Below are 25634 nucleotides of genomic sequence, written 5' to 3' on the forward strand. Positions count from 1 at the left end.
CCGTACGAGGTCTCAGCTGTACGGGGCCTCAGAGCTCCAGCCGGTAGCAGTGCGCCTCCTGCCCGGGGCGCGGGGTGGTGAAGGTCTCCGCGAGCCGCATCCCGAGCCGTTCCGCCACCGCGACGGACCGGGCGTTACGGGAGTCGATCATCGCGACCACGTCCGGCACCCCGGCCGCCCGCAGCCGCTCCAGCGTGGTGCGGGCGGCGGCGGTGGCGTAACCGCGCCCCCAGGCCGTACGCGCCAGCCGCCAGCCGATCTCTATGGCGCCGACCGGCCCGTAGTGGGCGTGCGGCCACGGCTGCGCCCCGGTGAAGCCGAGCACGGCGCCGTCCTCGTCGGTGACGGTCCACAGGCAGTAGCCGAGCTCCGCGTCGTGGCGGCGCTGACGGGCGGTGAGCTCCTCGTACACGGAGAAGTCCGCTCTCCGGCCGCCGAAGAACTCCATCACCTCCGGGTCGTCGAAGACCCGGTGCCAGATCAGCGCGTCCTCGTCGGTCGGGACGCGCAGGCGTACGGCGGGGGCCGGAGCCGGGGACGGAGTCGGAGCGGTGGGCGGCGGAACAGGTGCTATCGACATGAGGGAGCCCTTCGGAGGGTTGTTCAGCAGGCCCCCATAGACTGCACGGGACATGTGCCGCGCGGCACGCGAATTCGAGTCTTCGGGAGATCCGACCGTGACCGAGCCCCTCTCCGAGCACAGCGCGGACGTCATCGTCGTCGGAGCGGGCCCAGCCGGCTCGACGACCGCGTACTACCTCGCCAAGGCCGGACTCGACGTCCTGCTGCTGGAAAAGACGGCGTTCCCGCGCGAGAAGGTGTGCGGCGACGGCCTCACGCCGCGCGCCACGAAACAGCTCGTCTCCATGGGGATCGACATCTCCGAGGAGGCCGGCTGGCTGCGCAACAAGGGCCTGCGCATCATCGGCGGCGGCGTACGGCTCCAGCTGGACTGGCCGGAACTCGCCTCCTACCCGGACTACGGACTGGTCCGCAAGCGCGACGACTTCGACGAGCAGCTGGCCCGGCAGGCGCAGAAGGCCGGCGCCCGGCTGTACGAGCGCTGCAACGTCGGCGCCCCGATCCGCGACGAGCGCACCGGCCGCATCACCGGCGTCGAGGCGAAGGTCGGCGAGGAGAAGACCCCGATCACCTTCCACGCCCCGCTCGTCGTCGCCGCCGACGGCAACTCCACGCGCCTCTCCCTCGCGATGGGCCTGCACCGCCGCGAGGACCGCCCGATGGGCGTCGCCGTCCGCACGTACTTCACCTCGCCCCGCCACGACGACGACTACCTGGAGTCCTGGCTGGAGCTGTGGGACCGCCGCGGCGCCGAGGACCGGCTGCTGCCCGGCTACGGCTGGATCTTCGGCATGGGCGACGGCACCTCCAACGTGGGCCTCGGCATCCTCAACTCCTCCTCCGCCTTCAAGGAGCTGGACTGGCGCGAGGTGCTCAAGGCCTGGTGCGCGTCGATGCCCGAGGAGTGGGGCTACACCCCGGAGAACATGACGATCCCGATCCGGGGCGCCGCCCTCCCGATGGCCTTCAACCGCCAGCCGCACTACACCAAGGGCCTCCTCCTCGTCGGCGACGCGGGCGGCATGGTCAACCCGTTCAACGGCGAAGGCATCGCGTACGCCATGGAGTCGGGCCAGATCGCGGCCGACGTCATCGTCCAGGCCCACGCCCGCGCCACCCCGGCCCAGCGCGAACTGGCCCTGAACAACTACCCGAAGGTGCTCAAGGAGACCTACGGCGGCTACTACACGATGGGCCGCGCCTTCGTGAAGCTGATCGGCAACCCGAAGGTCATGAAGGTCGCCACGCAGCGCGGCCTGACCCACCCGCTGCTGATGAAGTTCACGCTCAAGATGCTGGCCAACCTCACCGACCCGCAGGGCGGCGACGCGATGGACCGCATCATCAACGGGCTGTCGAAGGTGGCGCCGAAGGCCTGAGGTCTGAGGGCTTGAGGTCTGAGGGTCTGAGGGTCTGAAGGCTTGAGGCCCTCAGACCTTCGGCCGGCTCCCGGTCAGGCGTTCACCTGGTGCAGGGGCAGGTGGTCGCGTACGTCGTCGTAGCTGCCGGAGGCGAGGACCTGTCCGGCACCGAGGACGACCACCTGGTCCGCGGACCGGATCGTGGACAGGCGGTGGGCGATCACCAGGAGCGTGCACTCGGCGGAGACGCGGTGCAGCGTCCGCGCCAGCAGGTGTTCGTTGGCGGCGTCGAGGTGCGAGGTCGGCTCGTCCAGCAGGAGGATCTCCGGGCGGGCCAGCAGCGCGCGGGCGATCGCCACGCGCTGTTGTTCGCCGCCGGACAACGACGAACCGTGCTCGCCGACCTCGGTGTCCAGACCGGACGGCAGCCGGCTGACCAGAGCCGTCAGGCCCGCCATCTCCACGACCTGGCGGAGCCACGGCTCCTCGGCGTCCGGTGCCGCGTAGGTGATGTTGTCCCGCAGCGTGCCGTACATCAGCGGCGAGTGCTGTTCGACCAGGCCGATGCGGGCCCGCCACTCGGCGATGGAGTGCCCGGTGTGGACGTCACGTCCGTCGAAGGTGATGCTGCCGCCGTCCGGCTCGTAGAACCGCCCGAGAAGGCTGAACAGGGTGCTCTTGCCCGCTCCTGACGCCCCCGCCACCGCCGTGCAGCTGTTGCGCGGCACACGGAACGAGGTGCCTCGCAGGATCTCCCGATCGGTGTAGCGGAACCGCAGATCCCGCAGCACGAGGCCCGAGCCGGAGGCCGCTGGGGCCGTGGGGGCTGCTGTGGCCACCGAGGCCACAGGGACCGCCGGAGCCACCGTCGTACGGCTCTCGTGCTCGGTCTCGACCGGCAGCTCCAGCACTTCCTGGGTCCGCTCCAGTGCCGCGAGCCCCGTCTGAAGCGCCGGAGCGATGTCGAACAGGCCGGACATCGGCGCGGCCAGGTAGTTCACGTACAGCAGGAACGCCACCAGTTCGCCCACGGTCATGGCCCCCGAGGAGACCCGGGACAGGCCCACCACGATGACCACGATCAGCGAACCCTGTACGGCGAGGTCGATGGCCGGCGACACCACGGCGGAGAGGCGGGCGGCCCGCACGTTGTGCGTGTGGACCGCGCCGTTCCGCTCCGCGAGGGCGGCGGACTCCCGCGACTCCGCGCGGTTGACGCGTACGGTTCTGATGGCGCTGAGCACGCGCTCCAGGTCGGCGGCGAGTGCCCCGGTGGCATCCTGCGCCGCGACCGTCTCCCGGCGGATCCCCTTGAGGACCACGGCCACGACCAGTCCCGAGCCCAGGGTGACCGCCATGACCACGGCGGCGAGCAGGGGGTCCAGCCAGACCATCATGGTGACCCCACCGGCGACGACGATGCTGTTCACGACCGCGTTCGCGACGTCCGTCGCCAGGACGTCGCGCAGGAGCGTGGTGTCCGTCGTCGTACGGGAGATGAGGTCGCCGACCCGCTGCCGGTCGTACACCGCCATGCGCAGCCGCAGCAGCTGGTCGATCAGCGCCTGCCGCAGACGCCGGACGATGCCCTCGCCGGCCCGGTCCAGCCGGTACGTGGACCAGGCCTGGAGCAGGGCCTGCCCGGAGAAGAGGGCGGCGAGGAGGCACAGCAGCCCGACCACGGAGCGGCCGTCCGTTGCCGCCTCGATGGTCCGGTTGACGATCAGCGGCTGGGCCAGCCCGAGCCCGGCTCCGGCGAGGGCGCAGAGGAGGGCGACGAGCAGCATGCGACGGCTGCCCCGCGTCCACGTCCACAGCTGCCGGAAGGTGACGCGGCCGGCCTTCAGTTCTTCGTCCATAGCTCCGCAACGGTCCTGATCCGATGGAATGCGGCACAGGCCGCGCGTTTCCGTACGCCCCGCGCGATTCGGTACCCCGTGTCCGTGTGCGCCAGGGGACGGGCAGCTCAGTCGACGAGGTCGTACCCGCGTTCGACGGCCGTGGACAGCCACTGCTCGACCTCGACGATACGGGTGGCGACCATCGGGTCCAGGCCCCCACGAAGGGCGCTGTGGCTGAGTATCCCGTGGTCCAGCAAGGTCTTGGCCTCCAGCTCGGCCGGATCGACCCGGTCGACGATCGCCCGGCTGAAGATCTGTTTGGCGGTGGGCAGGACGGCCAGTGTGCCGGGCGGCATCAACCTGATCACCTGGGACTTCATCCGCCAGTACGCGTGGGGGTGGCTCGGGTCGTAGCGGCGGTGCAGGGGCAGCCGTTTCGCACGCTCGGAGAACTCCCGGTCCAGGAACGGGTCCTCGTTGCGCATCAGACCGGCGGTGCGCAGCCGCTGGTGCGGGTAGAGATCGCTCCAGGCCTCCATGGCGGCCAGCGAGGTGTGGTGCTGCTCGTGCAGCTCCACCAGGGAACGGATCCAGCTGTTCGTCCAGCTGTCGGCGATGTCGCGGTACGGCGCGGCGAGGAAGTCGTGCGGGGGGTTGCGGCACAACTCCGGCCATGAGCACGCGAGGTAGGTCATAGCGCGCCGTCGTCGGCCGACGAGCCCGGCCAGCAGGCCGACCGCTTCCAGCTTGGCCGTACGGTGGTGTTCACCCCGGTGGTCGCGCCAGTAGGCGCCCAGGGCGCGGGGCCCGCGGCTCCGCAGGACGGCCGAGGTCAAGTACTGTCCGCTGCCCAGGAGTTCGTCGGCCCCGTCGCCGGTGAGGAGCACGGTCGCCCCCGCTTCGTGGGCGACTTCGACCAGGAGCCGGTTCGCCTCGGGAAGCGCGTCCAGGCGGGGGCCCTCAGGGTGCCACTCCGGAGCCCCGGCCGGCCGCTGCGAGAAAGGGACGATCCGCAGGTCGCACCGTGGGCCGAGGCCTTCGAGCAGCCGGCGGACATAGGGGATGTTGGACTGCCCGCGGTCGTCGGTCATCTCTATCGCGACCGCCGTGACTCTGCGCTGATCCCCTTGTTCGAGCACGGTGTTGGACAGGACGGCGAGGGAGTCGAGGCCACCGGAGGTGGCGACCGCGACCCCCTCGCTGTCGCCGACAGCACGCCGCAGAGAAGCGAGGAAATCCGCCCGCAGATCGCGGACGCGAGGGTCACCTGCGGGCCATGGGGCTTCCACGGCCATGGGCGGCCCACCCTCGAAAGGGTGGATGGGACCGAATTCCCCTCTGATCGCCGGCCAGGTCAACCACAAGGCCAGCCTGCTCCGGGATATCCGCTCGGGCGGCATGCTGTCACCTTCCTCTTGCTACTTGCGGGCGCCGCGGTCCAGCGTCTCGGAAAGGCTGGCGAGAGTGGCGCGGATGGGGCCGGTGCTCTCGGTGGACTCGACTTCCGCGATGAAGCGGCCGCGCACGCCCTTGCCGCGGATACCGTCGCCCGGCTTGCTCTTCTTCGACATTGCTTTCCCCTTCGGTCGGACGAGAATGGGGAGAGGTAATCCCCTTGGACAGGAAGAGGAGCGGCACGAGTAATTGCCGCTCGCTTCGGTATCCATGAGATCCCGCCGATCGTGCTTGGGGCAACAGAGGGAATTGGACGAAAGATCTGTACGATACGCGGGGCGGCTGCCCTTTATCACGAGGAAATGGTGTCCGGGGTGCGGCCATTCGGACAGTTTGCGGACAGGGCCAGGTCCGGGTGCTGTGGTGAGCGGCGAATTCAGGCCGACCGTGCGCGGGCCTCCGGTGGCCGACACCGTTGCACGATGGCGGGTAAAGCGGTGGGGGAGGCGGTCGGGCATCTGTCACCACCCGTCTCGGGCCGTGTTCAGGGGGCCGTATCGGGTCGCTGGAATATTGCTCTCGGCGTACATGATGTGCTGGCCGATGATTACTCATCCGAGATGGATGTGACCCACGTCTCAAGAGTGGCTGCGGTCCTCTGAGTTACCTTGATCGGGACCTGTCCTGTGAATCAGGTGCATGTGCCGGCCTGATCCATGTGTGTGGTTGGGGGACATCGATATGGGGCGACCATTACGAGAGCTGACTCCGTACGTATCGGCTCGGCACCAGTTCGGTGCCGAGCTGCGCCGACTGAGAAGACAGTGCGGCATGTCGCAGGCGGAACTCGGTCTTTGCGTGATGCACAGCGGGTCCACGGTTTCGAAGGTCGAGAAGGCCGAGAGGTGGCCGAGCCAGGAATTTGCGCAGCGCAGCGACGAGGTTCTGTGTGCTGGCGGAATCTTGGTCGATCTCTGGCTCAAGGTGCAGAAGGAAAGAAGCGCGGAAGAATCTGCCCCGGAGAACTCTGCCCCGGAGAACGGGGAGGGTGGGAGCGAGCGGAAGCTGAATGACGGGGGCGGTGGACGCGGCACGGAATTCGCCCTCCTCGGCGAGATGCTTACGGTCCCGGACCGGCAGCGACGGTGTGATCTTCTCCGGCTGGCGGGCCGGATCGCTGCCGACCTCAGGGACCTGCGGGCGATCGTCGCCGAACACCATGACGCCGCGCGGCTGCGGAAGCGGGTCGAGCAGGTGATCCACCTGCTGTCCGACGGCGCCGAGCCGTCGGACACGGGCGCGGCACCGCGTGGGGGGACGGTGGCGGCTGATCCGGCCGGCCGGGGGCTTCCGCAGCAGAGGTGGAGATCGGCGCATTCCCAACGCCGGACACGGCCCGTTCTGGACAGAGGAGGGGAGCGGTGACGATGGTGGGACCCGTGTCATCTCCTTCGCACCCCACACTCCGCCCCTACGCCCCCGCCGACCTCCCGGCGGTCCTGGCGCTGCTCGACGGGGACAGGCTCCCCGGCCAGCCTGGCGCCACGCCCGAGTTGTTCGCGGAGGCGTCGAGAGGGTGTACCGAGGCGGACGCCCCCTGGTGGGGTGCGTACGAGCCGCCGGACGTTCAGGTGGCGGTCGGCTCCGGCGGTGCGATCGTCGGGGCCGTCGCCTGTGCACGGCGTACGAAGGACGGGGCCGGGCTGATCCCGTGGCTGCACTGCCGCGAGGACCCGGTGGTGGCGGAGGCCCTGCTCGCCCATGCCGCGGCGGCCCTGTCGTCGGCGGAGTCGGTCGACGCGTTCCCGTTCGCCACCGCGCTCACCCAGGGCCTCGAAGGCCTGCCGATCGGCCGACGCCCCGTGACCCACGCGGCGTTGGAGCGCGCCGGCTACGCCGGTGAGCGCCTCTGGCGCTATATGCGCGCCGACCTGCCCCGCCCTGGTCTGCCCCGCGCCGAGGGCGTACGGGTGGGCCCCGCACGGGACCGGGGGGCCTCGCAGCGGCTGGAGGTCGTACGGGACGGGCGGAGCGTGGCCGAGGCGGTGATCGGCCGGCCGGTGCAGGGGGTCGGCGTCCTGTGGTGGATCGAGGTCGACGAGGAGGCCCGGGGGCGCGGCACCGGCCGCGCCCTGCTGGGCTCCGCCCTCGACGCGCTCGGTGGACTCGGCGCCACGCAGGTGGTCCTGTACGTGGACGACGACGAGCCGCCGGGCGGCGAACGCGACCGGACGGCGGCCAACCGGCTGTACGAGTCGGCCGGGTTCGTCGAGGTGGACCACCTGTGGTCCTACACCCGGCGGGATTGAGGTCTCAGGTGTCCGGCTCTCCGGGGGTGACGTCCCCACCGTTCAACCGCCCCCACCTCACCGCCCGCCGGACCCCTCACCCCTCACCCGTCGCCGTCCCCCGCGTACGTTCGTAGTGGCGGGCCACCCGGGCGCGGTTGCCGCAGGACGGCTTGCACCACTCCTGGCGGCCGTGGCTCCTGATGAAGTACCGCACGCAGCGCGGCGCGTGGCAGGCCCGCAGCTGTTCGCGCTCCGGTCCGCCCAGGAAGTCGACGGCATCGCGCGCCAGCGCCGCGACCAGCCGTACGCGCGGGTCGTCCTCGGCCGACAACAGCCGGGCCACCGGGGGCCCTTCGGCGGGCCACTCCAGCTGCGGGGCGACGAGCTCACGGGCGGCGGCCGCGTTGAGGTGGGCCAGGGCCTCGGCGGCGGGCATCAGGCGGTGGGCGTCGGCCGGGCTGGGCCGGGCGGGGCTGACCGCGCGCGCGAACAGGGCCCGGACGGACTGCCGTACGCCGACGATCGCCTCCCGCAGCTCCTCGTCCACGACGAGCTCCCGAGGGGCAAGGCTCCCGGCGGGCTGCTGCTGGAGCCACCGCGTCGCCCCCTGAACCGTCTTCAGGTCGTCGACGACGCCGCCGTCTCCGTCGTGGCGGATGGAGCTCACCAGTTCCATGACGGGCCGCTGTGTCACCGGTCCGGTCCCTCCTTCGCCGCCCTGTTCTTGAACTCTGTCCGTCCCCCACTCTAGAGTCCTAATGGGAAAACAAAAAATTAACGTTAGACGGGGATGGTCGGACATGTTGCTCGCTCAGATCAGCGATCTCCACCTGGACGGCAGTGAACGCGCGACCCGCAGGGCCGCCCGCACCATGGAGTACCTGCGGGCCCTGCCCCGCCCGGTCGACGCGCTGCTGGTCACCGGGGACATCGCCGACCACGCGGCGGTGGCCGAGTACGAGGAGGCGGCCCGCATCCTGGCCGCGCCCTTCCCCGTACTGACCTGCCCCGGCAACCACGACGCGCGTCCCGCCTATCGCAAGGCCTTCCTCCGCGAGGCCCCGGACACCGCGCCCGTCAACCGGGTCCACCACATCGCCGGAGCCGCGATCCTGATGTGCGACTCCACCGTCCCCGGCCGCGACGAGGGCCGCCTCGACACCGAGACGCTCGGCTGGATCGACACCACGCTCGGCGCGCTCCCGGACGGCGTTCCCGCGCTGATCGCCTTCCACCAGCCGCCCGTCGCACTCCACCACCCGCTGCCCGACGCCCACCGGCTGGAGGCGCCGGAGCACCTCGCCGCCCTCCTGGACGCCCACCCTCAGGTCGTCGCCGTCCTCACCGGCCACGCCCACACGGCGGCCGCCTCCACCTTCGCCGGCCGCCCGCTCATCGTCGGGCCCGCCGTGACGTGGACGCTGCGCATGCCGTGGGAGGGGGACCAGCCGGCCGACCGCGACCAGCCGCCGGGCCTCGCGTTCCACGTCCTGGGCGAGGACCGGCGGCTGACCACACACTTCCGCGTGGTGCTCTGAGCCGTGCCCGGGTGCGGCTGCCGCCGGGCGCGGGCCCCGGCTTAATCCTCGGCCCTCCACGTGATCGTGTGCGATGATTTGCGCGCCACCCCCGGTCATCGGCAGTCCCGGACCGGCTGGTGCCCGCCCTCGCATCGGCGGCGACCCGCGGTGCGTACGCATCCTCATGACGCGCGCTCACATCGAACGCAGGCCAGCGGGGTACGGAACAAGCCGATACAGCGCTGCTCGACCCCAAGGACAGACAGCCATGACCACCGCATCCCTGCCCCGGAAGTCCTCACGCCCGGAACCGGCCGCCGAGAAGACCGCGCCGCTCCAGCACCACGGCCTCTTCCTGGAACCGCAGTTCGCCGCCGGCCTGACCTCCCCGGACGAGGACGACGACGAGCTGGACGCCTCGTACGACGCGCTGCCCGCGCCCACCACTTCCGCGCGCGAGCCGGAGCGCACCAACCGTCGCCAGCGCCGCCGCTGACCCCCCCGACACCGGGCGCCTCGGCCCGTGGAGGGCCGGGCGCGGCGAGCCGGACACGTACCGAAAGAGACCGGCCAACCCCGCCCCACCGCAGGTCAAACGTACCGGCGTGCCTTTCCACCCGAGAGGGTGACTTGGCAGGATGTAAGCGCATATGGCCGCCTACGGCGCCGCCATGATGTGCGGGTCTTCGCACTCCTCCGCAGTCTCCGAGCCCGTGTCCGTCGGGCCGCTGCGGCCTGTGCGCGGGCGGAGGAGCGACACAGTGTCAGGACAGCAGAGCGAGAGCGCGGAGCAGGCGATCGGCGCGTTCACGCTTGCGGGTTCGCCCCAGGCCGCGGCGGTCGGCGGGATCACCGTCCCGGCCGCCGACGAGGAGTGGGTGCTGCCGGGCGGCTTCGCCCGGGTCTACGGGAGCGGCAACCGGGGCCTCGTACGGCCGGTGCTCATGGCGGACGGCTTCAACCTCGGCCGGAGCGACCTGGACGCGCTCTATCGGGGCTGGAGGCCGGCTTCCGGCTCATCAGCCGGCTGAAGGAGCGGGGCCGCGATGTGGTCCTGATCGGATACGAGGAGCGCAGCGCCTCGATCCTGGACAACGCGCAGACCGCGACCGCCGCGATCCATCGCGCCATCGCCTCCCGGCTGGGCAACACGCGTCTGATGGTCGGCGGCTTCAGCATGGGCGGCATCGTCACCCGCTACGCGCTGGCGAAGATGGAGAGCGACCGGCTGGACCACCGGACCGCGGTCTACTTCTCCTACGACAGCCCACACCGGGGCGCCGTCATCCCGATCGGGCTCCAGTCGTTCGCGCACTTCATCCCGGTCCCCAACGACTTCGCGAAGCAGATGAACAGCACCGCCGTCCGGCAGATGCTGTGGCGCCACTGCAACAGCGAGGACGGCTCCATCGGGGTGGCTCCGGAGCGCGAGAAGTTCCTGGCGGCGCTGCGCGAGGCCGGCGACCGGCCGCGGATCCCCCGCCTGCTGGGCGTGGCCAACGGCCGGGGCGACGGGCAGGGGCCGAACATGCCGCCCGGCCAGACCGCGCTGGCCTCCACCGGCGACCGGGTCTACCCGGGTACGAAGCTGCTGACCCAGGCCGAGGGGCACGACGTCGTGGTCGCGGAGCCGAAGCGGCTCCTCCCGGCGGTCGAGAAGACAGTCACGACGAGCGGGTTCCCGGCGCTCGACGGCGCCCCGGGCGGCACGCTCGGCTCGTACGAGATCCTCGCCTCCGCGCTGGAGAAGGCCGGCGCGACGGTGGACCTGTGCCACGCGGACGTCTGCTTCGTCCCGACCGTCAGCGCGGTCTCGGTCCGGGACCTCGACCGGCCCGAGGACCTGTACATGAACATCGACGAACTGGCACCGGACGAGAGCGAGCTGGACGACTTCCTCTGCTCGTCCGCGACCACCGGGCATACGACCATCACCGATGAGCTGTGCACCTGGCTGCTGGACCGGCTGCCGGACTGACCGCACCCTGACGACGGCTGAGGGCCGCCGCTCCCGAGCGGGGGAGCGGCGGCCCTCAGCCGTGCGCGATCCGGTGTACCCGGACCGCTTGTGAATCAGAGAACGCGGACCGCGCCGGACGGCCGGTCGTAGTCCATGGAGCGCTGCACCGTGCCGGTGCTGGAGTTCTGCGCGCCGACGAACTCGCCGCCGCCCACGTAGATCGCCACGTGGTACGCGCTGCCCGCGCCGCCCCAGTACAGGATGTCGCCGGGCTGGAGGTTGTCCAGCGAGACCTGGGTGCCGGCGGTCGACTGGTCCTGCGAGACGCGCGGGAGGTCGATGCCCACCGAGCGGTACGCGGCCTGGACCAGGCCCGAGCAGTCCCACGCGTTGGGGCCGGTGCCGCCGCCGATGTACGCGTCGCCGACCTGCGCCTTGGCGAACGCGACGATCGCGCCGGCGGAGCCCGTGGCGTTTGACGAGGAGGACGGGGCCGGCGAGGAGTCGGACGCGGAGGCCGAGTCGCCCGTGGAGGAGCTGGAGGGGGCGCTGAGCGTCGTGCGCTCGGCCGTACGGGAGGCGCGCTCGGCGCGCTCCTCGGCCTCCGCCTCGGCCCGGGCCTTGGCGGCGGCTTCGGCCTTCTTCTTGGCCTCGGCCTCGCGGACGGCCTCGGCCTTGGCCTTCTTGGCCTTCTTCGCGGCGCTCTCGGCCGCGGCGTCTTCCTGGGCCTGCGCCTCCAGGTCGAGGGCGACCTGCTGCGTGGCCTGAGCGGAAGCGGCGACGGCCGTGGAGAGCCCGGCGGTGATGGTGGGCATCTCGATCGTCTGGGTCACCGGTTCGGCCTGGGCCGGACCCGCGGCACCCGCGACCGCGATGGTGCTGAGGACGCCACCGGCAACTCCGGCTCGCAGCGCCGACTTCGAGGCGCGCTGGCGGGGCTTCCGGTGGCTGGGTATGTGAGCGGTGTGGGACATGGGTACTAGCGCTATCAGGGCTGTAGGGGTCCCATCAAGAAACGTGTGTTGCGACACAGTTACGTTCGGAATCTGTGAATCCGCTTTCCGTACGCCTTTATTGACGCCGTAACGGGCAAAACGGGCACGGGTGATCAGGGTCGTGATCTCAGTCTTTCGGTAATACGCCCGAATTGCCCGCCGCTTACCATCCGTTCACACCGATGGCCAAGCCCGGTTTTCCTGAGCGGTTGCCCATGTGGCGCAGGTCACAGCGTGGCGATCTCGGCGGCAGGCAACCCTCGCGCGCGCGGCCGGGTCCGCTCCGCTCCGACGGTGGCCGCTCCTTCGACCCCTTCAGGGGGTCCGGGCGGGCTCCGCGCGCTCGTGATCCGGAAGTTCGTGAATGCGTGCACATGTCCTCTTCGGTCCCCGCCACCCCTCGTCGGGGTGAGGGGTGGCGACGACGGGTGGCACGCGGTGCTCTTATCACTCCACCGTCATCCATCGCCAATTTGCTTGTAGTGGCTGTCCATTGATAGCGGTGCACGCCTTTGACCAGCGGTAACACCAGGGAATGTCACGTCTCGTGATCACTTCGGCGCTTCGCGTACGAAGATCACCGCTCATACGACTTCATGATCCTTCGTCAGGTGGTGGAGATCACAAAGACGGTGACGTACCCCGTGTCGCAGATCACAGGGCGACGGGCATAGGATGCGGGGCAGTCGGGCTTGTGAACTGCCTCACATGTGCACGATCTTGGTGAGGTGGCGAGCCGGTTGCCCGATGCGGTCCAACGGTCAAGGACGACTGGAAGGAGCGAGGAGCGTGAATGCCTACGCGCCCATCCTCGTGCTCGGCGCCCTCGGGGCAGGGTTTGCGATCTTCTCCGTGGTCATGGCCACGCTTATCGGCCCCAAGCGGTACAACCGGGCAAAGCTCGAAGCGTACGAGTGCGGTATCGAACCCACGCCGACACCGGCCGGAGGCGGCCGCTTCCCCATCAAGTACTACCTGACGGCGATGCTTTTCATCGTCTTCGACATCGAGATCATCTTCCTCTATCCCTGGGCGGTCTCCTTCGACGCCCTGGGGATCTTCGGGCTCGTGGAGATGCTGCTCTTCGTGCTCACCGTCTTCGTCGCCTATGCGTATGTCTGGCGTCGCGGCGGCCTGGAATGGGACTGAGGGGCTGAGGGGCACACATGGGACTCGAAGAGAAGCTGCCTAGCGGCTTTGTACTGACCACGGTCGAACAGGCCGCCGGCTGGGTGCGGAAGTCCTCCGTCTTCCCGGCCACGTTCGGCCTCGCCTGCTGCGCCATCGAGATGATGACGACCGGTGCGGGCCGCTACGACCTGGCCCGGTTCGGGATGGAGGTCTTCCGCGGATCGCCGCGCCAGGCGGACCTGATGATCGTCGCGGGGCGGGTGAGCCAGAAGATGGCGCCCGTCCTGCGGCAGGTCTACGACCAGATGCCGAACCCCAAGTGGGTCATCTCCATGGGGGTTTGCGCATCATCAGGTGGAATGTTCAACAATTACGCCATTGTGCAGGGTGTTGATCACATCGTCCCGGTCGACATCTATCTCCCGGGATGCCCGCCGCGTCCGGAAATGCTGCTGGACGCCATCCTCAAGCTCCACCAGAAGATCCAGGACGGCAAGCTCGGGGTCAACGCCGAGGAAGCCGCCCGTGAGGCGGAGGAAGCGGCCCTCAAGGCGCTGCCCCTGATCGAGATGAAGGGGCTCCTGCGGTGAGCGACGACACCCACGGCGAGGGGCAGAACGGCAACTCCGTACCCGCCCCGCGCGACACCGGCGGCGAGGTCATCCGCGTACGCAGGGGGATGTTCGGCGCCAACAACGGCGGCGACACCTCCGGTTACGGCGGCCTCATCCGCACGATCACCCTGCCGGGAGCCTCCTCCCGGCCGTACGGCGGGTGGTTCGACGAGGTGGCCGACGAGCTCGAAGGTGCCCTGGAGGAGCAGGACCTGCTCCCCGGGAACGCCATCGAGCGCACCGTCGTCGACCGCGACGAGCTGACCTTCCACATCGCCCGCGAGCACCTGGTCCAGGTCGCCCGCACCCTGCGCGACGATGCCGCCCTGCGCTTCGAGCTCTGTACGGGCGTCAGCGGCGTCCACTTCCTCGGGGACAAGGGCCGCGAGCTGCACGCCGTCTACCACCTGCGGTCCCTCACCCACGGCCGGATCATCCGACTGGAGGTCTCCGCCCCGGACAGCGACCCGCACATCCCGTCCCTCGTCGAGGTCTACCCGACCAACGACTGGCACGAGCGCGAGGCGTACGACTTCTTCGGCATCGTCTTCGACGGGCACCCTGCCCTGACCCGGATCATGATGCCGGACGACTGGCAGGGCTTCCCGCAGCGCAAGGACTACCCGCTCGGCGGCATCGCCGTCGAGTACAAGGGCGCCCAGATCCCGGCTCCGGACCAGCGGAGGTCGTACTCCTGATGACCACTCCCCATGCGACACCCCGTGCCACGACCGAAGGGACCGTATATACGGTCACCGGCGGCGACTGGGACGAGGTCGTCGAATCCGCCGCCAAGTCCGACGACGAACGCATCATCGTCAACATGGGCCCCCAGCACCCGTCCACGCACGGCGTGCTGCGGCTGATCCTGGAGATCGACGGCGAGACCGTCACCGAAGCCCGCTGCGGCATCGGCTACCTCCACACCGGCATCGAGAAGAACCTCGAATTCCGCAGCTGGACCCAGGGCACCACGTTCGTCACGCGCATGGACTACCTGACGCCGTTCTTCAACGAGACGGCGTACTGCCTGGGCGTCGAGAAGCTCCTCGGCATCGAGGACCAGATCCCCGACCGGGCCACGGTCCTGCGCGTGCTCCTGATGGAGCTCAACCGGATCTCCTCGCACCTGGTCTGCATCGCCACCGGCGGTATGGAGCTGGGCGCGACCACGATCATGATCTACGGCTTCCGCGACCGCGAACTGGTCCTCGACCTCTTCGAGCTGATCACCGGCCTCCGGATGAACCACGCGTTCGTCCGCCCCGGCGGCCTCGCCCAGGACCTGCCCCCGGGCGCGGTCGACGCACTGCGCGAGTTCATCAGGACCATGAAGAAGAACCTGCCGGAGTACGACAAGCTCGCCACCGGCAACCCCATCTTCAAGGCCCGCATGAAGGACGTCGGCTACCTCGACCTCACCGGCTGCATGGCGCTCGGCGCCACCGGCCCGGTCCTGCGCTCCGCCGGGCTTCCGCACGACCTGCGCAAGAGCGACCCCTACTGCGGCTACGAGACCTACGACTTCGAGGTGCCGACCACCGACACCTGCGACTCCTACGGACGCTTCCTGATCCGCATGGACGAGATGCGCGAGTCGCTCCGGATCATCGAGCAGTGCCTGGAGCGCCTGGAGCCGGGCCCGGTCATGGTCGCGGACAAGAAGATCGCCTGGCCCGCCCAGCTCGCCCTCGGTCCGGACGGACTCGGCAACTCGCTCGACCACATCAGGAACATCATGGGCACCTCCATGGAAGCCCTCATCCACCACTTCAAGCTGGTGACCGAAGGCTTCCGGGTCCCCGCCGGGCAGACGTACACCGCCGTCGAGTCCCCCAAGGGCGAACTCGGCGTGCACGTCGTCTCCGACGGCGGAACCCGCCCCTACCGGGTCCACTTCCGCGACCCGTCCTTCACCAATCTGCAAGCCATGGCGGCGATGTGCGAGGGCGGCCAGGTCGCCGACGTGATCGTCGCCGTCGCGTCCATCGACCCCGTGATGGGAGGCGTCGACCGGTGACCGCAAACCAAGAGGTCAGTCTGGGGATGCCGCAGCTCCCCGCCCCCGCCTACCCGGCCGACGTGCGCGCCCGGCTCGACGCGGACGCGAAGGAGGTGATCGCCCGCTACCCGGGAAGCCGCTCCGCACTGCTGCCGCTGCTCCACCTCGTCCAGTCCGAGGAGGGATACGTCTCCCGTACGGGGATGGCCTTCTGCGCCGAGACCCTCGGCCTCACCACCGCCGAGGTCACGGCCGTCGCCACCTTCTACTCCATGTACCGCCGCAAGCCCAGTGGTGATTACCAGGTAGGGGTCTGCACCAACACCCTGTGCGCGGTCATGGGAGGCGACGCCATCTTCGACACGCTCAAGGAGCACCTCGGCGTCGGTAACAACGAGACGACCGAGGACGGCAAGGTCACCCTCGAACACATCGAGTGCAACGCGGCCTGCGACTTCGCGCCCGTCGTGATGGTGAACTGGGAGTTCTTCGACAACCAGACGCCCGAGAGCGCCACGCAGCTCGTCGACGACCTGATCGCCGGGCGGACCGTCGAGCCCACCCGGGGCGCCCCGCTCTGCTCCTACAAGGAGACCGCCCGCATCCTGGCCGGCTTCCCCGACGAGCGCCCCGGTGCCGTCGAGGCCACCGGCGGCGCCGGCCCCGCCTCCCTCATCGGGCTCAAGCTTGCCAAGGGCGAGGCGCTGCCGAAGGCCCGGGTCGTCGCCCCGCGCGACGGACAGCCGGGAGGCGGGCAGCGCGAGGACGCACCGTCGCACGACGCGCAGCCGCACGACGCACAGGTCCACGATCCGTCGCCCACCGAGCGCCTCAGCTCGCACGACGCACCGCAGCAGACCTCGGCCTCCGACCCGGAGTTCCCGGCCGGGCCCGCAGCCGAGGAGGGGGAGTGATGACCTTGGCCGCCGAGATCGACCACAACGGGACGAGCCCCGAGAAGCTGCTCGCCCCCGTCCTCTCCTCCTTCTGGGACCAGCCCGAGTCCTGGACCCTGGAGACCTACCGCCGCCACGAGGGGTACGAGGGACTGCGCAAGGCCCTCGCCATGGACCCCGACGACCTCATCGCGTACGTCAAGGACTCCGGTCTGCGCGGACGCGGCGGCGCCGGCTTCCCCACCGGGATGAAGTGGCAGTTCATCCCGCAGGGCGATGGGAAACCGCACTATCTAGTTGTCAACGCCGACGAATCGGAGCCGGGGACCTGTAAGGACATCCCGCTCCTCTTCGCGAACCCGCATAGCCTCATCGAGGGCATCGTGATCGCCTGTTACGCGATCCGTTCGTCGCACGCATTCATCTACCTGCGCGGTGAGGTCGTCCCCGTGCTGCGACGACTGCACGAGGCCGTACGAGAGGCGTACGAGGCGGGCTATCTGGGGACGAACATCCTGGACTCAGGGCTCGATCTGGAACTCACGGTGCACGCAGGTGCCGGCGCGTACATCTGTGGTGAGGAAACCGCGCTGCTCGACTCTCTCGAAGGACGGCGTGGCCAGCCCCGGCTGCGACCTCCTTTCCCCGCGGTCGCCGGTCTGTACGCCTGCCCCACTGTGGTGAACAACGTCGAGTCCATCGCCTCGGTTCCCGCGATCCTGAACCGGGGCAAGGACTGGTTCAAGTCGATGGGCAGCGAGAAGTCCCCGGGCTTCACGCTCTACTCGCTCAGCGGCCACGTCACCAGCCCCGGCCAGTACGAGGCCCCGCTCGGCATCACGCTCCGCCAGCTCCTCGACATGAGCGGCGGGATGCGGGCCGGTCACCGCCTCAAGTTCTGGACCCCGGGCGGCTCCTCCACCCCGATGTTCACCGACGAGCACCTCGACGTACCCCTCGACTACGAAGGTGTCGGCGCCGCCGGGTCCATGCTCGGCACCAAGGCGCTCCAGTGCTTCGACGAGACGACCTGCGTGGTGCGGGCCGTCACCCGCTGGACCGAGTTCTACGCCCACGAGTCCTGCGGCAAGTGCACGCCGTGCCGCGAAGGGACGTACTGGCTGGTCCAGTTGCTCCGCGACATCGAGGCGGGCAAGGGCCAGATGGCCGACCTGGACAAGCTCAACGACATCGCCGACAACATCAACGGCAAGTCGTTCTGCGCGCTCGGCGACGGCGCCGCCTCACCGATCTTCTCCTCGCTCAAGTACTTCCGCGAGGAGTACGAGCAGCACATCACCGGCAAGGGCTGCCCCTTCGACTCGGCGAAATCCACGGCCTGGGCCGACGACAAGAACACCGACGGCAAGAACGCTCACCGGGGGGTGAACGCATGACAGTCACCACGAGTGCGCCCTCCGGGGGCGGCGAGGCGGCCATCCCGCCCGAGGACCTGGTCACGCTGACCATCGACGGCATCGAGATCAGCGTCCCCAAGGGGACCCTGGTCATCCGGGCCGCCGAACTCCTCGGCATCGAGATCCCGCGCTTCTGCGACCATCCGCTCCTCGACCCGGCCGGCGCCTGCCGGCAGTGCATCGTCGAGGTGGAGGGCCAGCGCAAGCCGATGGCCTCCTGCACCATCACCTGCACCGACGGCATGGTCGTCAAGTCGCAGATCACCTCTCCTGTCGCCGAGAAGGCGCAGAAGGGCGTGATGGAGCTGCTGCTGATCAACCACCCGCTGGACTGCCCGGTCTGCGACAAGGGCGGCGAGTGTCCGCTGCAGAACCAGGCGATGTCGCACGGCGACGCCGACTCCCGGTTCGACGGGAAGAAGCGGACCTTCGAGAAGCCCGTCCCGATCTCCACCCAGGTGCTGCTGGACCGTGAGCGGTGCGTGCTCTGCGCGCGCTGCACCCGGTTCTCCAACCAGGTGGCGGGCGACCCGATGATCGAGCTGATCGAGCGCGGCGCCCTCCAGCAGGTCGGCACCGGCGAGGGCGACCCCTTCGAGTCGTACTTCTCCGGCAACACCATCCAGATCTGCCCGGTCGGCGCGCTGACCTCGGCGGCGTACCGCTTCCGCTCCCGCCCCTTCGACCTGGTCTCCACCCCCTCGGTGTGCGAGCAGTGCTCCGGCGGCTGCGGGATGCGCACCGACCACCGGCGCGGCAAGGTCATGCGGCGCCTCGCGGCCAACGAGCCCGAGGTCAACGAGGAGTGGATCTGCGACAAGGGGAGGTTCGGCTTCCGCTACGCCCAGCAGCGCGACCGCCTCACCACCCCGCTGGTCCGCAACGCCGACGGTGTCCTGGAGCCGGCGAGCTGGCCCGAGGCGCTGGAGGTCGCGGCGGCCGGACTCCTCGCCGCCCGGGGCCGTACCGGCGTCCTGACCGGCGGCCGGCTGACAGTCGAGGACTCCTACGCGTACAGCAAGTTCGCCCGGGTCGCCCTCGACACCAACGACATCGACTTCCGCTCCCGGGTCCACAGCGCCGAGGAGGCCGACTTCCTGGCCGCCCGCGTCGCCGGACGCGGCCGGGACCTGGACGGCGAGGGGGTCACGTACACCGCGCTGGAGAAGGCCCCCGCGGTCCTGCTTGTCGGGTTCGAGTCCGAGGAGGAGGCCCCCGGCGTCTTCCTGAGGCTCCGCAAGGCCCACCGCAAGAGCGGCCAGAAGACCTTCGCCCTCGCCTCGCACGCCACGCGCGGCCTGGTGAAGGCGGGCGGCACGCTGCTGCCCGCCGCCCCCGGCACCGAGACCGAGTGGCTGGACGCGCTCGCGGGCGGGGTCGGCCTGGAGGCCGAAGGGGCGGCCGCCGCCGAGGCGTTGCGCGGTGAGCACTCCCTGATCATCGTCGGCGAGCGGCTCGCGGGTGTGCCCGGCGCGCTTTCCGCTGCTATTCGTACCGCCACCGCGACCGGCGCACGCCTGGTGTGGATTCCGCGCCGGGCGGGCGACCGGGGCGCGGTGGAGACGGGCGCGCTCCCCACCCTGCTCCCCGGCGGCCGCCCGGCCACCGACCCGCGGGCCCGGGACGAGGTGGCCGCCGTCTGGCGCGTCGCCGAACTGCCCACCCGCCACGGCCGCGACACCGGCCAGATCATCGAGGCCGCGGCCACCGGTGAGCTGGGCGCGCTGCTCGTCGCAGGCGTCGGCGTGGAGGACCTGCCGGACCCGGCGCGGGCGCTGACGGCCCTGGACGAGGTCGGGTTCCTGGTCTCGCTGGAGCTGCGGCCGAGCGAGGTGACCGCCCGGGCCGATGTGGTCTTCCCGGTCGCCGCCGTCGCGGAGAAGTCCGGCACCTTCCTCAACTGGGAGGGCCGGGTCCGGATGTTCCAGGCGGCGCTGAAGCCGGAGCAGATGCCCCGTACGCTCTCGCCGGTCGACTCCCGTGTCCTGCACATGTTGGCCGACGCCATGGACGTGCACTTCGCGCTGCCGGACCTGACCGCCGCTCGCCGCGAGCTGGACCGGCTCGGCGGCTGGGAGGGCGGCCACGCGGACGACCCGCGCGAACCGGCGCAGCCGCTGCCCCGGCCCGGCGACGGCGAGGCGGTCCTCGCGGGCCACCGCATGCTGCTCGACCTCGGCCGGCTCCAGGAGGGCGACACCGCGCTCGCCGGAACCCGGCACGCGGCGCTCGCCCGGCTCTCCGCCACCACCGCTGCCGAGACCGGCGTCAAGGACGGCGACCTGCTCGCCGTCACCGGCCCCTCCGGCACCGTCGAACTCCCGCTCCAGGTCACCGACATGCCGGACCGCGTGGTCTGGGTGCCGCTGAACTCGGTGGGACGCGGCATCCCCGCCGACACCGGCGCCAACCCCGGTGGCCTGGTCCGAATCGGCCCCGCCGCCGTACCGGGCGCTCCCGTAGAACCGTCGGAGGTACGAGCGTGATGGGCCTCACCGCACTCACCACGGCACCCCAGGGTGCCGTCATCGCCGCCGAGGACCTCTCGATGTTCGGCACCGACCCCTGGTGGCTGGTGCTGGTCAAGGCGGTCTTCTGCTTCGCGTTCCTGATGCTGATCGTGCTCTTCTCCATCGTGTGGGAGCGCAAGGTCGTCGCCTGGATGCAGCTGCGCATCGGCCCCAACCGGCACGGCCCCTGGGGGCTGCTCCAGTCGCTCGCCGACGGCGTCAAGCTGATGCTGAAGGAAGACGTCATCGTCAAGCGGGCGGACAAGGCGGTCTACGTCCTCGCGCCGATCCTCGCGGCGATCCCCGCCTTCATGGCGGTCGCGGTCATCCCGTTCGGTCCGGCGGGCAACGAGGTCTCGATCTTCGGCACCCGTACGACGATGCAGCTCACCGACCTGCCGATCGCCGCGCTCTACATCCTCGCGGTCGGCGCGGTCGGCGTGTACGGATTCGTTCTCGGCGGCTGGTCCTCGGGCTCGACGTACCCGCTGCTCGGCGGGATCCGCTCGTGCGCCCAGATGATTTCGTACGAGATCGCCATGGGCGCCGCGTTCGCCTCGGTCTTCCTCTACTCCGGGTCGATGTCGACCTCGACGATCGTGGAGGCGCAGGGCGACCGGTGGTACATCATCCTGCTGCCGATGTCCTTCCTCATCTACATGGTGACGATGGTCGGCGAGGCCAGCCGGGCCCCGTTCGACATGCCGGAGTCCGAGGGCGACCTGGTCGGCGGCTTCAACACCGAGTACAGCTCCATCAAGTTCGCGATGTTCATGCTCGCCGAGTACATCCACATGGTGACCGTGTCGATGATCGCGGTGACGCTGTTCCTCGGCGGCTGGCGGGCCCCGTACCCGATCTCCGCGTTCTGGGAGGGGGCGAACCACGGCTGGTGGCCGATGCTCTGGTTCTTCCTGAAGCTCCAGGCGCTGATCTTCTTCTTCATCTGGCTGCGCGGCACGCTGCCACGCGTCCGCTACGACCAGCTGATGAAGCTCGGCTGGAAGGTCCTGATCCCGGTCTCGGTCGGCTGGCTGATGCTCGTCGCCACCGTCCGCGCGCTGCGGAACGAGGGCTACGACTTCTCCCGGATCGTGCTGTACGTCGGCGGGGCGGTGCTCGCCATCCTGCTGATCTCGCTGGTCGTGGACATGTTCCGGGACCGCCGGGTCAGGGCCCAGGAGGCGGAGGCCGGACCGGAGCCCGCGTTCGACCCGATGGCGGGCGGATTCCCGGTGCCACCGCTGCCCGGACAGACCCTGCCGCCGGTGCCCAGGCGCGTACCGAGGCGCGAGCGGGAGCTCGTTGTCAGTGGTGGGCCCGATACTCAGAGTGACGGAAACGCGAGTGACGGAAAGGAGGCCGGCGGTGTCTGAGAAACCAGAGCTCACGGGCTCATCGGGATCCGCTGGGTCCTCGGGCGAATCGGGAGCGGCGGGGGAGAAGTTCCAGAACCCCGTGGCCGGCTTCGGCGTGACCTTCAAGGCCATGTTCAAGAAGCGGCTGACCGAGCAGTATCCCGAGACGCCGAAGGTGACGGCGCCCCGCTTCCACGGCCGCCACCAGCTCAACCGCCACCCGGACGGCCTGGAGAAGTGCGTCGGCTGCGAGCTGTGCGCCTGGGCGTGTCCGGCGGACGCCATCTACGTGGAGGGCGCGGACAACACCGAGGAGGAGCGCTACTCCCCGGGCGAGCGCTACGGCCGCGTCTACCAGATCAACTACGCGCGCTGCATCCTCTGCGGACTCTGCATCGAGGCCTGCCCCACCCGGGCGCTGACGATGACGAACGAGTTCGAGCTCGCTAACACCACCCGCGAGAGCCTCATCTACACCAAGGACGAGCTGCTCGCGGGGCTGGAGGAAGGCATGGTCGACAGCCCGCACTCGATCTTCCCGGGCATGGACGAACAGGACTACTACCGGGGCCTGGTCACCGAGGCCGCTCCCGGCACGGTGGTCCAGCCGGCGCTCTCCAAGGGCGAGCAGAAGCCCGACGAGTCCGCCGGATCCGCCGGCGCACAGCAGGGCAAGGGGGCCGGAGCATGAACGCGATCGCCGCGGCCTCCACCACCTCGACCGGTGAGGCCGTCCAGTTCTGGATCCTGGGCACCGTCGCCGTGATCGGCGCGCTGGCCACGATCCTGCTGAAGAAGTCCGTGCACAGCGCGCTGGCACTCGCCGGGACGATGGTCGTCCTCGCCGTCTTCTACCTCGCCAACGGCGCCTATTTCCTCGGCATCGTCCAGATCATCGTCTACACCGGCGCGATCATGATGCTGTTCCTCTTCGTCGTCATGCTCGTCGGCGTCACCGCGGCGGACTCCCTCAAGGAGACCCTCAAGGGCCAGCGCTGGCTGGCCCTCGGCTGCGGCCTCGGCTTCGGCATCCTGCTGATCGCGGGCATCGGCAACGCGTCGCTGTCCACCTTCAACGGGCTCGGCGCCGCCAACGCCCTGCACGGCGGCAACGTGGAGGGGCTCGCCAACCTCATCTTCACCAAGTACGTCTTCGCCTTCGAGATCACCGGCGCCCTGCTGATCACCGCGACCGTCGGAGCGATGGTGCTCACGCACCGCGAGCGCACCGAACGGGCCAAGACCCAGCGGGAGATGTCCGAGGAGCGCGTGCGCGGCAAGCACCTCCCGCCGCTGCCCGCCCCCGGTGTCTACGCCCGGCACAACGCGGTGGACATCGCCGGCCTGCTGCCCGACGGCACCCCGTCCGACCTCACCGTCATGAAGACGCTGCGCGACCGGGGCCAGATCCGCGATGTCTCCCAGGAGGCCCTCGCCGATCTCAAGGCCCTGGAGCAGCGCTCCGGCGAGCGGCTCGGACGTGAGGACGCGGACGCCGTAGCACGCGGGGCGAACCCCGCCTCCGCGGCGGAGAACTCGGAGGCCGCCAAGTGAACCCGGTCAACTATCTCTACCTCGCGGCCCTGCTGTTCGCGATCGGCGCCTCCGGGGTGCTGATCCGGCGGAACGTGATCGTGCTCTTCATGTGCATCGAGCTGATGCTCAACGCGTGCAACCTGGCGCTCGTCACGTTCTCCCGGATGCACGGAAACCTCGACGGACAGATCGTCGCCTTCTTCGTGATGGTCGTCGCCGCCGCGGAAGTCGTCGTCGGGCTCGCGATCATCGTGTCGTTGTTCCGCTCCCGCCACTCGGCCTCGGTCGACGACGCCAGCCTGATGAAGCTGTAAGGGGACCGGAATCGTGGAGAACCTGATCGCGCTGCTCGTCGCGGCGCCCCTGCTCGGAGCGGCGGTCCTGCTCTGCGGCGGCCGCCGGCTCGACAAGACCGGGCACTGGCTCGGCACCGCGCTCGCCGCCGCCTCGTTCGTCGTCGGCGTCGTCCTCTTCGCCGACATGCTGGGGAAGGGCGCCGAGGACCGGGCCCTGCACCAGCACCTGTTCAGCTGGATTCCGGTGGAGGGCTTCCAGGCCGACATCGCCTTCCAGCTCGACCAGCTGTCGATGACGTTCGTCCTGCTCATCACCGGTGTGGGCACCCTGATCCACATCTACTCCATCGGCTACATGGAGCACGACGAGCGCAGGCGCCGCTTCTTCGGCTATCTCAACCTGTTCCTCGCGGCGATGCTGATCCTGGTCATCGCCGACAACTACCTGCTGCTGTACGTCGGGTGGGAGGGCGTCGGTCTGGCGTCGTACCTGCTCATCGGCTTCTGGCAGCACAAGCCCAGCGCGGCCACCGCCGCGAAGAAGGCCTTCCTGGTCAACCGCGTCGGTGACGTGGGTCTTTCGATCGCCATCATGCTGATGTTCACCACCTTCGGCACCTTCGCCTTCGGGCCGGTGCTGGAGGCGACCGGTGAGACGAGCGAGGGCACGCTGACGGCGATCGGCCTGATGCTGCTGCTCGCCGCGTGCGGCAAGTCGGCCCAGGTGCCGCTGCAGTCCTGGCTCGGTGACGCGATGGAGGGCCCGACCCCGGTCTCCGCCCTCATCCACGCCGCGACCATGGTCACCGCCGGTGTCTATCTTATCGTCCGCTCCGGCGCCATCTTCAACGGCGCCCCGGACGCCCAGCTGGTCGTCGCCATCGTCGGCGCGGTCACGCTGATCTTCGGTGCGATCGTCGGTTGCGCCAAGGACGACATCAAGAAGGCGCTCGCCGGCTCCACGATGTCGCAGATCGGCTACATGATCCTCGCCGCGGGCCTCGGCCCGATCGGCTACATCTTCGCGATCATGCACCTGGTGACGCACGGCTTCTTCAAGGCCGGGCTCTTCCTGGGAGCCGGTTCGGTGATGCACGGCATGAACGACGAGGTCGACATGCGGAAGTACGGCGGCCTGCGGAAGTACATGCCGGTCACCTTCATCACCTTCGGCCTCGGCTACCTCGCCATCATCGGCTTCCCGGGCCTCTCCGGCTTCTTCTCCAAGGACAAGATCATCGAGGCGGCCTTCGCCAAGGGCGGCACCGAGGGCTGGATCCTCGGCTCCGTCGCCCTGCTCGGCGCCGCGATCACCGCGTTCTACATGACGCGCGTGATGCTGATGACCTTCTTCGGCGAGAAGCGCTGGCAGCCCGACGCCGAAGGCCGCGAGCCGCACCCGCACGAGTCCCCGAAGTCCATGACGATCCCGATGATCGTGCTGGCCGTCGGATCGGTCTTCGCCGGTGGCTTCTTCGCCATCGGTGACCGCTTCGTCAACTGGCTGGAGCCGGTCACCGGTTACGACCACGGGCACTCCCCGCTGAGCGTGGCCACCGTCACCGGAGCCACCGTCGTCGCCCTGCTCATCGGGGTCGCGATCGCCTGGACGATGTACGGGCGCAAGCCGGTGCCCGTCGTGGCCCCGCGCGGTTCGCTGCTCACCCGGGCGGCCCGCCGCGACCTGCTCCAGGACGACTTCAACCACGTGGTCCTGGTCCGCGGCGGCGAGCACCTCACCCGCTCGCTCGTCTACGTCGACCACTCCCTGGTCGACGGCGTCGTCAACGGCACGGCCGCGTCGGTCGGCGGGCTCTCCGGCCGGCTGCGCAAGCTGCAGAACGGCTACGCCCGCTCCTACGCGGTCTCGATGTTCGGCGGTGCGGCGGTCGTCATCGCCGCGACCCTGCTGATGAGGGCGGTCTGAT

Annotated in this window: 23 protein-coding genes and 1 pseudogene; 18 read left to right on the plus strand and 6 right to left on the minus strand. The window is 69.8% G+C overall.

The features are described 5' to 3' along the window. Positions 1–28 precede the first annotated feature (28 nt). A complete protein-coding gene (locus tag ACQP09_RS20895) occupies positions 29–580 on the minus strand; it encodes a GNAT family N-acetyltransferase (protein WP_433401875.1) in 552 nt (183 codons plus the stop codon). Between the two features lie 97 nt (positions 581–677). On the opposite strand from ACQP09_RS20895, the gene ACQP09_RS20900 reads away from it, so the two are divergent. After that, positions 678–1961, plus strand: a complete 1284-nt coding sequence (locus tag ACQP09_RS20900; protein WP_403378887.1) for a geranylgeranyl reductase family protein — start codon at positions 678–680, stop codon at positions 1959–1961. Positions 1962–2035: 74 nt separating this feature from the next. Here ACQP09_RS20900 and ACQP09_RS20905 read toward each other — a convergent pair whose 3' ends face one another. The 3 genes from ACQP09_RS20905 to ACQP09_RS20915 form a co-directional block, all read right to left on the minus strand. Beyond that, positions 2036–3802, minus strand: coding sequence for an ABC transporter ATP-binding protein (locus tag ACQP09_RS20905; RefSeq protein WP_433401877.1), 1767 nt, complete (start codon positions 3800–3802; stop codon positions 2036–2038). A gap of 107 nt (positions 3803–3909) precedes the next feature. Then, complete coding sequence (locus ACQP09_RS20910; RefSeq protein WP_433401879.1) at positions 3910–5079, minus strand: asparagine synthase-related protein; 1170 nt, start codon at positions 5077–5079, stop codon at positions 3910–3912. Positions 5080–5202: 123 nt separating this feature from the next. Beyond that, a complete protein-coding gene (locus tag ACQP09_RS20915; protein ID WP_433401881.1) occupies positions 5203–5355 on the minus strand; it encodes a triculamin-like lasso peptide in 153 nt (50 codons plus the stop codon). A 565-nt stretch (positions 5356–5920) separates the two neighbouring features. On the opposite strand from ACQP09_RS20915, the gene ACQP09_RS20920 reads away from it, so the two are divergent. Both ACQP09_RS20920 and ACQP09_RS20925 read left to right on the plus strand, forming a co-directional pair. Next, positions 5921–6604 carry a helix-turn-helix domain-containing protein gene (locus ACQP09_RS20920; RefSeq protein WP_433406688.1) on the plus strand — a complete coding sequence of 228 codons (684 nt, stop codon included), beginning with the start codon at positions 5921–5923 and terminating at the stop codon, positions 6602–6604. Between the two features lie 14 nt (positions 6605–6618). Then, positions 6619–7488, plus strand: a complete 870-nt coding sequence (locus ACQP09_RS20925; protein WP_433401882.1) for a GNAT family N-acetyltransferase — start codon at positions 6619–6621, stop codon at positions 7486–7488. 76 nt (positions 7489–7564) lie between these two features. On the opposite strand, the gene ACQP09_RS20930 is transcribed toward ACQP09_RS20925, so the two are convergent. Further along, positions 7565–8146 carry a CGNR zinc finger domain-containing protein gene (locus ACQP09_RS20930; RefSeq protein WP_433406690.1) on the minus strand — a complete coding sequence of 194 codons (582 nt, stop codon included), beginning with the start codon at positions 8144–8146 and terminating at the stop codon, positions 7565–7567. Positions 8147–8270: 124 nt separating this feature from the next. Here ACQP09_RS20930 and ACQP09_RS20935 point away from each other — a divergent pair, with 124 nt between their 5' ends. The 3 genes and pseudogenes from ACQP09_RS20935 to ACQP09_RS20945 all read left to right on the plus strand — a co-directional run bounded on the left by ACQP09_RS20935 (position 8271) and on the right by ACQP09_RS20945 (position 10968). Further along, the gene (locus tag ACQP09_RS20935; protein WP_433401884.1) at positions 8271–9008 is read left to right on the plus strand and encodes a metallophosphoesterase; all 738 of its coding nucleotides are present in this window, start codon (positions 8271–8273) and stop codon (positions 9006–9008) included. 250 nt (positions 9009–9258) lie between these two features. Beyond that, positions 9259–9486: a hypothetical protein gene (locus ACQP09_RS20940; RefSeq protein WP_433401885.1), complete on the plus strand. Its 228-nt coding sequence runs from the start codon at positions 9259–9261 to the stop codon at positions 9484–9486. A 265-nt stretch (positions 9487–9751) separates the two neighbouring features. Next, positions 9752–10968 (plus strand): annotated as a pseudogene (locus ACQP09_RS20945) (esterase/lipase family protein). 95 nt (positions 10969–11063) lie between these two features. Here the strand turns inward: ACQP09_RS20945 and ACQP09_RS20950 are convergent. Beyond that, positions 11064–11924 (minus strand): C40 family peptidase, encoded by an 861-nt coding sequence (locus ACQP09_RS20950; protein ID WP_433401887.1) that lies wholly within the window; start codon positions 11922–11924, stop codon positions 11064–11066. Positions 11925–12734: 810 nt separating this feature from the next. On the opposite strand from ACQP09_RS20950, the gene ACQP09_RS20955 reads away from it, so the two are divergent. The 12 genes from ACQP09_RS20955 to nuoL are packed head-to-tail and all read left to right on the plus strand — an operon-like array spanning position 12735 to position 25633. Continuing rightward, positions 12735–13094: an NADH-quinone oxidoreductase subunit A gene (locus tag ACQP09_RS20955; RefSeq protein ID WP_404064931.1), complete on the plus strand. Its 360-nt coding sequence runs from the start codon at positions 12735–12737 to the stop codon at positions 13092–13094. 17 nt (positions 13095–13111) lie between these two features. Beyond that, positions 13112–13666: a NuoB/complex I 20 kDa subunit family protein gene (locus ACQP09_RS20960; protein WP_018490715.1), complete on the plus strand. Its 555-nt coding sequence runs from the start codon at positions 13112–13114 to the stop codon at positions 13664–13666. Next, on the plus strand, positions 13663–14388 hold the full coding sequence (locus ACQP09_RS20965) for an NADH-quinone oxidoreductase subunit C (protein ID WP_433401890.1): 726 nt from the start codon (positions 13663–13665) through the stop codon (positions 14386–14388). Before ACQP09_RS20960 ends, ACQP09_RS20965 begins: the two co-directional genes overlap by 4 nt. Next, entirely contained in the window at positions 14388–15710 is a 1323-nt protein-coding gene (locus ACQP09_RS20970) for an NADH-quinone oxidoreductase subunit D (protein WP_433401892.1), read from the plus strand. Before ACQP09_RS20965 ends, ACQP09_RS20970 begins: the two co-directional genes overlap by 1 nt. Before the next feature lie 26 nt (positions 15711–15736). Further along, the gene (gene nuoE, locus ACQP09_RS20975; protein ID WP_433406691.1) at positions 15737–16606 is read left to right on the plus strand and encodes an NADH-quinone oxidoreductase subunit NuoE; all 870 of its coding nucleotides are present in this window, start codon (positions 15737–15739) and stop codon (positions 16604–16606) included. Beyond that, the gene (nuoF, locus tag ACQP09_RS20980) at positions 16603–17985 is read left to right on the plus strand and encodes an NADH-quinone oxidoreductase subunit NuoF (protein ID WP_433401893.1); all 1383 of its coding nucleotides are present in this window, start codon (positions 16603–16605) and stop codon (positions 17983–17985) included. The genes nuoE and nuoF overlap by 4 nt, the downstream gene beginning before the upstream one ends. Further along, positions 17982–20492 (plus strand): NADH-quinone oxidoreductase subunit G, encoded by a 2511-nt coding sequence (locus ACQP09_RS20985; RefSeq protein WP_433401895.1) that lies wholly within the window; start codon positions 17982–17984, stop codon positions 20490–20492. Before nuoF ends, ACQP09_RS20985 begins: the two co-directional genes overlap by 4 nt. Then, positions 20492–21892: an NADH-quinone oxidoreductase subunit NuoH gene (gene nuoH / locus ACQP09_RS20990; protein ID WP_433401896.1), complete on the plus strand. Its 1401-nt coding sequence runs from the start codon at positions 20492–20494 to the stop codon at positions 21890–21892. The genes ACQP09_RS20985 and nuoH overlap by 1 nt, the downstream gene beginning before the upstream one ends. Next, positions 21885–22565 carry an NADH-quinone oxidoreductase subunit NuoI gene (nuoI, locus tag ACQP09_RS20995; protein WP_432147254.1) on the plus strand — a complete coding sequence of 227 codons (681 nt, stop codon included), beginning with the start codon at positions 21885–21887 and terminating at the stop codon, positions 22563–22565. Before nuoH ends, nuoI begins: the two co-directional genes overlap by 8 nt. Next, positions 22562–23428: an NADH-quinone oxidoreductase subunit J gene (locus tag ACQP09_RS21000; RefSeq protein WP_433401898.1), complete on the plus strand. Its 867-nt coding sequence runs from the start codon at positions 22562–22564 to the stop codon at positions 23426–23428. Before nuoI ends, ACQP09_RS21000 begins: the two co-directional genes overlap by 4 nt. Further along, positions 23425–23724, plus strand: a complete 300-nt coding sequence (gene nuoK / locus ACQP09_RS21005; RefSeq protein ID WP_031127582.1) for an NADH-quinone oxidoreductase subunit NuoK — start codon at positions 23425–23427, stop codon at positions 23722–23724. The genes ACQP09_RS21000 and nuoK overlap by 4 nt, the downstream gene beginning before the upstream one ends. A gap of 13 nt (positions 23725–23737) precedes the next feature. Then, the gene (gene nuoL, locus ACQP09_RS21010; protein WP_433401899.1) at positions 23738–25633 is read left to right on the plus strand and encodes an NADH-quinone oxidoreductase subunit L; all 1896 of its coding nucleotides are present in this window, start codon (positions 23738–23740) and stop codon (positions 25631–25633) included. Position 25634: the final 1 nt, after the last annotated feature.

The sequence above is a fragment of the Streptomyces sp. CA-146814 genome (assembly GCF_050942385.1).
Lineage (GTDB): Bacteria > Actinomycetota > Actinomycetes > Streptomycetales > Streptomycetaceae > Streptomyces.

Excerpts from the sequence above, each read along its gene's own strand:
- ACQP09_RS20960 (WP_018490715.1), top strand. The coding sequence starts at position 13,112 with ATGGGACTCGAAGAGAAGCTGCCTAGCGGCTTTGTACTGACCACGGTC.
- ACQP09_RS20895 (WP_433401875.1), bottom strand. The coding sequence starts at position 580 with ATGTCGATAGCACCTGTTCCGCCGCCCACCGCTCCGACTCCGTCCCCG.
- ACQP09_RS20910 (WP_433401879.1), bottom strand. The coding sequence starts at position 5,079 with ATGGCCGTGGAAGCCCCATGGCCCGCAGGTGACCCTCGCGTCCGCGAT.
- ACQP09_RS20940 (WP_433401885.1), top strand. The coding sequence starts at position 9,259 with ATGACCACCGCATCCCTGCCCCGGAAGTCCTCACGCCCGGAACCGGCC.
- ACQP09_RS20905 (WP_433401877.1), bottom strand. The coding sequence starts at position 3,802 with ATGGACGAAGAACTGAAGGCCGGCCGCGTCACCTTCCGGCAGCTGTGG.
- ACQP09_RS20935 (WP_433401884.1), top strand. The coding sequence starts at position 8,271 with ATGTTGCTCGCTCAGATCAGCGATCTCCACCTGGACGGCAGTGAACGC.
- ACQP09_RS21000 (WP_433401898.1), top strand. The coding sequence starts at position 22,562 with ATGAACGCGATCGCCGCGGCCTCCACCACCTCGACCGGTGAGGCCGTC.
- ACQP09_RS20915 (WP_433401881.1), bottom strand. The coding sequence starts at position 5,355 with ATGTCGAAGAAGAGCAAGCCGGGCGACGGTATCCGCGGCAAGGGCGTG.
- ACQP09_RS20970 (WP_433401892.1), top strand. The coding sequence starts at position 14,388 with ATGACCACTCCCCATGCGACACCCCGTGCCACGACCGAAGGGACCGTA.
- nuoH (WP_433401896.1), top strand. The coding sequence starts at position 20,492 with ATGGGCCTCACCGCACTCACCACGGCACCCCAGGGTGCCGTCATCGCC.
- ACQP09_RS20950 (WP_433401887.1), bottom strand. The coding sequence starts at position 11,924 with ATGTCCCACACCGCTCACATACCCAGCCACCGGAAGCCCCGCCAGCGC.
- nuoE (WP_433406691.1), top strand. The coding sequence starts at position 15,737 with ATGCCGCAGCTCCCCGCCCCCGCCTACCCGGCCGACGTGCGCGCCCGG.
- ACQP09_RS20920 (WP_433406688.1), top strand. The coding sequence starts at position 5,921 with ATGGGGCGACCATTACGAGAGCTGACTCCGTACGTATCGGCTCGGCAC.
- ACQP09_RS20930 (WP_433406690.1), bottom strand. The coding sequence starts at position 8,146 with ATGGAACTGGTGAGCTCCATCCGCCACGACGGAGACGGCGGCGTCGTC.
- ACQP09_RS20985 (WP_433401895.1), top strand. The coding sequence starts at position 17,982 with ATGACAGTCACCACGAGTGCGCCCTCCGGGGGCGGCGAGGCGGCCATC.